Source organism: Actinosynnema sp. NPDC037264, from assembly GCF_055603705.1.
Window position 1 is genome coordinate 1 of record NZ_JBVJVK010000104.1, and the last position, 5975, is coordinate 5975.

The 5975-nt window shown below is 72.7% G+C and carries 6 protein-coding genes and 1 pseudogene; 4 read left to right on the forward strand and 3 right to left on the reverse strand.

Annotated features, from left to right (window positions below):
- Nucleotides 1–261: 261 nt before the first annotated feature.
- Nucleotides 262–1299 (reverse strand): LacI family DNA-binding transcriptional regulator, encoded by a 1038-nt coding sequence (locus ACZ7GX_RS44235; protein ID WP_498786656.1) that lies wholly within the window; start codon nt 1297–1299, stop codon nt 262–264.
- 106 nt (nt 1300–1405) lie between these two features.
- A complete protein-coding gene (locus ACZ7GX_RS44240; RefSeq protein WP_498786657.1) occupies nt 1406–2197 on the reverse strand; it encodes a class I SAM-dependent methyltransferase in 792 nt (263 codons plus the stop codon).
- A gap of 339 nt (nt 2198–2536) precedes the next feature.
- On the opposite strand from ACZ7GX_RS44240, the gene ACZ7GX_RS44245 reads away from it, so the two are divergent.
- The 4 genes from ACZ7GX_RS44245 to ACZ7GX_RS44260 all read left to right on the forward strand — a co-directional run bounded on the left by ACZ7GX_RS44245 (nt 2537) and on the right by ACZ7GX_RS44260 (nt 5604).
- Nucleotides 2537–4213: a sigma-70 family RNA polymerase sigma factor gene (locus ACZ7GX_RS44245; protein WP_498786658.1), complete on the forward strand. Its 1677-nt coding sequence runs from the start codon at nt 2537–2539 to the stop codon at nt 4211–4213.
- Between the two features lie 82 nt (nt 4214–4295).
- Entirely contained in the window at nt 4296–4691 is a 396-nt protein-coding gene (locus ACZ7GX_RS44250) for an ATP-binding protein (RefSeq protein ID WP_498786659.1), read from the forward strand.
- A gap of 49 nt (nt 4692–4740) precedes the next feature.
- Nucleotides 4741–5115 carry an anti-sigma factor antagonist gene (locus ACZ7GX_RS44255; RefSeq protein ID WP_498786660.1) on the forward strand — a complete coding sequence of 125 codons (375 nt, stop codon included), beginning with the start codon at nt 4741–4743 and terminating at the stop codon, nt 5113–5115.
- A 93-nt stretch (nt 5116–5208) separates the two neighbouring features.
- Nucleotides 5209–5604, forward strand: coding sequence for an ATP-binding protein (locus ACZ7GX_RS44260; RefSeq protein WP_498786661.1), 396 nt, complete (start codon nt 5209–5211; stop codon nt 5602–5604).
- Nucleotides 5605–5611: 7 nt separating this feature from the next.
- On the opposite strand, the pseudogene ACZ7GX_RS44265 reads toward ACZ7GX_RS44260, so the two are convergent.
- Nucleotides 5612–5975, reverse strand: a pseudogene (locus ACZ7GX_RS44265) (hypothetical protein); the annotation flags it as partial.

Here is a 5975-nt window from a genome sequence, read left to right on the forward strand (position 1 = left end):
GGGCCGACAGATCCCGTTGAGGACCCGAAGTCAGTCAGTCCTGGGGTCAGACCCCAGCCGGGAGGTGCTCACCTACATCCTCACTGTCAGTCCTCCGGAACGAGGTGCGGTTCGGTCGGGCGGCGGAGGAGGCCTCCGCGCCCGTGGGGTGTTCCGGCGCTGAAACATTTAGGAGTATTGAGCGAAACAGTTCGGAAGACAAGACCCGGGGAGCGCAGGCGACCTCGGGTGGCTTGCTCGGAGCCGTGACGTGCTCCGGGTTCAGGCGGGCGGCGCGGTGCTCTCGCGCACGACGAGCGTCGTGGCCAGCTCCACCCGGGGCTGGACGAGGGTTCCGCCCTTGGTGAGGGTGAGCAGCATCCGGGCGGCCGTCGCGCCCATCTCGGCCAACGGCTGCCGCACGGTCGTCATCGGCGGGCAGCACCAGCGGGTGTTGTCGATGTCGTCGAAGCCGACCACGCTGAGGTCGTGCGGGATGCGCAGGCCGAGCTGCCACGCCGCGGCGTAGACGCCGAGCGCCTGCAGGTCGTTGCCGCACAGCACGGCGGTCGGCCGGTCGGGTAGGCCCAGCAGCTCGCGGCCCAGTTCAAGGCCTTGCTCGAAGGTGAACTCGCCGGTGCGCACGAGCCGGTCGTCGAGCGGCGCGCCCGCGGCGTCCATCGCGGCCCGGCAGCCCTCCAGGCGGGCGCGGGCGCCCAGGGAGTCCGTCGGTCCGCCGATCACGCCGATCCGCCGGTGGCCGAGGTCGAGCAGGTGCCGCGCGGCCGTGATGCCGCCGCTCCAGTTCGTCGCGCCGACCGACGGCGTGGTGTGCAGCGGTTCGCCGGACGGGTCGAGCGCCACCAGCGGGATCGCGCTCGCGGCCAGCAGCGCGTGCTGCTCCGGCGTGAACGCCGAGTACACCGCGATCACCCCGACCGGGTGCCTGGCCAGCAGCTTCTCGGCCCAGGACCGGCCGGGCGAGGTCGGCTCGACCACCTCGGTGAACGCGACGGCCAGTTCGTGCTCCCGGGCCACCGGTTCGACGCCGCGCACGATCTCGACCGCCATGTGGCTTTCCAGGCCGTAGAACACGACTTCGAGGATGGCCGAGGGCGCGATGGCGTCCGGGCGCCGGTAGCCGTGCTCGCGCAGCAGCGCCTCGACCCGTTGCCGCGTCTCCGCCGCCACGCCGGCCCGCCCGTTCAGCACCTTCGACACGGTCGGCTTCGACACCCCGGCGAGCCGGGCGATCGTCTCGACCGTCAGCTCTCCGCGTCGTCGCCCACGCCGTCGACCGTCCGCGATGCTCCCCGCCACGGCCGAAGTGTACGTAGCCCGCGACCGCGGGCCGATCATGATCGCCGGACGACCGCGCGTGCCGACCGTTCGGGGTGCCGAAGTGCCGTGCGGTCGCGACGCTTCGTCACCTTCGCCCGGGGCGCTTGCCCTGGACGGTGTAGAAGACGCAGGAGGTGGCGCGGAACGCGGGGTGCGCCATCGCGGCGCGGGCGGTCCGGAGGGCGGTGTCGGTCAGGCCGGCGGCGAGCAGCTTGTCGCGCAGGTGGTGGGTGTGGTGGACGAGCAGGCGCAGGCCGGGCGAGTCCGCGTGCCACTGCCGCACCACCGGCACGGGGTCCACGTCCACCAGCCCGGCGGCGGCCATCGACGCGGCGACGCGGCGACCCCAGCGGCGGTCCGCGCCCGCGGCGTCGAACATGCGCTCCTTGGCCGCCAGGAAATCCTCGTACGCGGCGGCGTGCTCGGGATGGGCGGCCAGGAGCACCGGTCCGTAGTCGAGGTCGAACTCGTCGAGTTGCAGCACCCCGCCGGGCTTGAGGGCGCGGACGAGCTTGCGCAGCACCTGTTCGCGCTCGGGCAGGTGCAGCAGCACGAGCCTGGCGTGGACCAGGTCGAACCCGGCTTCGGGCAGCGGGTCGTGGACGACGTCGTGCCGCAGCACGGTCAACCCGGCGGCGGGTGGGACGTGCTCGGGTTTGACGTCGGTGGCCAGCACCGACGCGCCGCGGCCGGCGAGCCAGTGCGCGACGCTGCCGCCGCCCGCGCCGACCTCCAGGCACCGCCACCCCGGCCCGACGCCGGTGCGCTCCAGGTGGGCGAGCGTGGCCGGGTCGTAGGCGGCGGCCAGGCAGCGGTGCTGTTCGGTGGCGTGGAGGTTGTGGTTGTCGAAGACGTAGCCCTCGTCGATCGCGGTCATGTCCACCGTCCTGTTCCGTTGGCGCGTCGACGATTCGCCGACGTGCTCTGCGCACAACTGCGGGACAGTACGTCGGTGACGTGCGCCGATCGTCGATCCGGGAAACCTTCACCCTTCCCGGTCAACTGTGCGCACGCGGTGGTGACCGCACTGGTGCGGACAAGGGGATTCCGGGGTTCCGCGGTGCGATACCGTCACCCGCGGTGACGGCCTGGCGAGCCGCGGTCGCGGGTCGCGGGTCGTGATCCGCTGCCGGAGGCGGTGGGCCGAATCCTCCGCCGGGTTGGATATGGTCCGGGCTGAATCGCTCACCCACCGTGCCTGGGAGGTAGACGTCCGGTGATCGGGCACCCCGACGAGCGCGAGCTGGAGCGGTGGGCGCGCGCGGACCTGGCCGCCCTGCGCGACGACCTGGACCACGCGCTCAACGCCGACGCGAGCTCGACGTCCGGCTCGTCGGGCGTGCCGCGTTCGTCCCGGCCGCCGTCGGACGCCGAGCTGATCGAAGCCGTGCGCGGCGGGGAGATCCAGGCGTACGGCGAGCTGTTCGAGCGGCACGTGACCGCGGCCCGCAACCTGGCCCGGCACCTGGCCTGGTCGAGCGCCGAGGCCGACGACCTGGTGTCGGACGCGTTCGCCAAGGTGCTCGACACGGTGCGCGCGGGCGGTGGCCCGGACTCGGCGTTCCGCGCCTACCTGCTGACCGCCTTGCGCCACACCGCGTACGACAAGACGCGGCGGGACAAGAAGCTCAAGCTGGCCGACGACGTGGAAGCCGTGTCGGGCGTGGAGAAGGTCACCACGGTGCCGTTCCACGACCCGGCCGTGGCGACCCTGGAACGGGCGCTGGCCACGAGGGCGTTCGCCAGCCTGCCCGAGCGGTGGCAGACGGTGTTGTGGCAGACCGAGATCGAGGGCCAGTCGGCCGCCGAGCTGGCGAAGCTGCTGGGGTTGACCGCGAACGGCGCCTCGGCGTTGGCCTACCGGGCCCGCGAAGGGCTCAAGACCGCCTACCTGCAAGCACACCTGGCGGACAGCCCCACGAACCGCTGCCGCGCCACCGTCGCGAAACTGGCCGCGTGGACCAGGGGCGGCCTCACCAAGCGGGAAGCCGCCCAGGTCGAGGCGCACCTCGACGAGTGCCCGACCTGCCCCGCGATGGCCGCCGAACTGGCCGACGTCAACGGCACGCTGCGCGCCGTCGTCGCGCCGCTGGTGCTCGGCGCCGGTGTCTCGGGCTACCTGGCCACGACCGCCGGCGCGGCGAAGGCGGGCGCGGCGGTGGCGGGCGCGGGCGCGGGGGCGGGAGCGGCGGCCAACTCGGTCACGACGGCGCAGTGGCTCGGCATGGCGGCGTCGGCCACCGCGATGGTCGCGGCCGTGGCGCTGGGGCTCAACGCCGGGCAGCCGGTGGCCGTGCCCACGGTCGCGGCGCAACCGCCCGCGCCGTCGGCGGACCAGCAGGAGGTCTCGCCGGTCGTCTCGGGAACGTCCGCGCCCGCCACGGGATCGTCCGGCCCGCCGGTGACCACGACCGGACCGTCCGACCCGCCGTCCGCACCGGTCGCGGGCGGCGTCGTCACCACCACCACGACCGCCGAACCCCTGGCGCAGCCGCTGGTCACGGTCGTGCCGGACGGTTTCGCCCTGCCCACCGGCGGACCACCCGTCGACCTGCCCGTCACCATCCGCAACGCCGGCCGGACGCCCTTGGCGCCCACCACGCTGGCGCTGTCGCTGCCCGAAGGCGTGCAAGTGGTCGGTCCGGGCCGCAACCTGCTCGGTCGGCCGCTCGTGGGCTGGGACGGCGCGGCGCGGACGGTCGGGTGCCCGGCGGGCAAGGGCACCGTCACCTGCACGGCCGAGGGCGAGTTGGCCGCGGGCGCCCAGGTGACGTTCGTCCTCCGGTTGCTCGCCGGTCCGAAGGCCGTCGGCGGCACGATCAGCGGCACGGTCACCGCGGGTCCTGAGCAGTCGGTGCCGGTGGAGGTGTCCGTGGTGGTCACGCCGAAGTGAGCGGCTGGTTTGGCCCGTCGGTCCAGCGGGTACCAAACGCGTTGTTCATGCCTTGAGAAAACAGGGCAGCGGAGGGCGGACCATGAGCACTGTCGAACTTCCCCGGGACGGCGTCGAACTCGGCCTCCCGGACACCCCTCCCGCGCCGGACGAGTTGTTCGACCTGGTCGCCCGCACGTTCCCGGGCGTCGGCGGCGACCGACTCGTGGACATCCAGGTGGTCGCCGCCCAACTGGTCGGCAACGCCTACCGCCACGCCGCCGGGCCACGACGGCTGCGGCTGCGCCGAGGGCTCGAAGCCGACCTGGTGCGGATCGAGGTGCAGGACGGCAGCCCGAGCCGGTTCCCCGTCCTGGGACGGCTGGACACCCCCGCGCACGGTCGCGGCCTGGTCATGGTCAACCGGCTGTCGGTCAACTGGGGTCATCGGCCCCATGACGACCAGAAGACCGTCTGGGCCGAGGTCCGACTGGTCTGAATCGTTCCCGTACGCGGGGTCGGACGTAGTGCGACACGGGAGGCGATCGGTGGCGCCCGATTCGGGTAAGCGCGGTCCGCGCGCGGGTTTCTCCTGCGATTTCCGCACCGGTGAGGGCACCACGGTGATCACGGTGTCCGGCGAGGTGGACATCGTGGCGGCGGACCGGATCCAGGACTACCTCGTGCGCGAAGGGCTGGGACCGGACGGGATCAGGCTCGACCTGGGCGGCGTGACGTTCATGGGGGTCGCGGGTCTCGCCGTGCTGCTGCACGCGGCGGACCTGTGCCGCGACCACGGCATGGACCTGACCCTGGTGGCATCACCGGAGGTCACGCGGGTGGTCAAGCTGATCGACGCGACCGCCGGGCTGGTCGACCACCTGATCCCCGTGCCGACCTCCGCCGCGGCGGACCCGCGATGAGGTCGGCGTCACTGTTTGCGGTTCCGGCCGCGGGGAACCCGCCACCTACCCCCCTGTGCTCAAGGGAGTGCCGATTGCTGGAAGGCTCGTGTTGTGGACGTCGTCGAACGGTCCGCTGACCACGTCGACCTCGATCTGGAGGACAAAGTCCCACCGGTGCGCCGTGCGCGGAGGTGGATCGCCGAGAACGTCCCGGAACTGGACCAGTCGAAGCTGCTCGACCTGCTGCTGATCGCCGACGCGTTGCTGACCAACGCGTTCGAGCACGCCACCGCGCCACGCCGGTTGCGGCTGAGCCACCGGCCCGACGCGCAAGTGGTGCGGGTGGAGGTGCACGACGCCAGCCCCGAGCTGCTGCCCGTGCTGGGCAAGCCGGGCGGGCGGGAACCGCACCACCGAGGGCTCTTGCTGGTCAACCGGTTGGCTTCGCGGTGGGGCGTGGATCCCCAGGCCGGTTACAAGGCGGTGTGGGGCGAGGTCGCCGCGTAACCGGCCCTCAGCCTCCGCCGCTCTTGCCGCCACCGCGTTTCTTGTCGTCCTCCTTCTTGTCCTCGTCCTCGTCGTCGTCCGCTTTGCCGATTCGTTGCGAGGACACGACTTCGTCCGCGTCGATCAGCGGCGTCCCGTTCTGGACGACCAGCCGCACGCGGTGCGATTCGCGGAACCTCTTGCCGTCCGGGCCGGTGAAGTCGATGCCGACGGTGACGGTGTCCGGTCCGACGGCGGTGGGCGCGGCGCTGACGGTGAGGTCCTTGACGTCGCGCCAGTACTTGTCGTACTGCGGGCGGGGCGGGGGGGGGGGGGGGGGGGGGGGGAGGTTTTGGGGCTGGGGGGGGGTGTTTGTGGACAAAGCGGAGGAA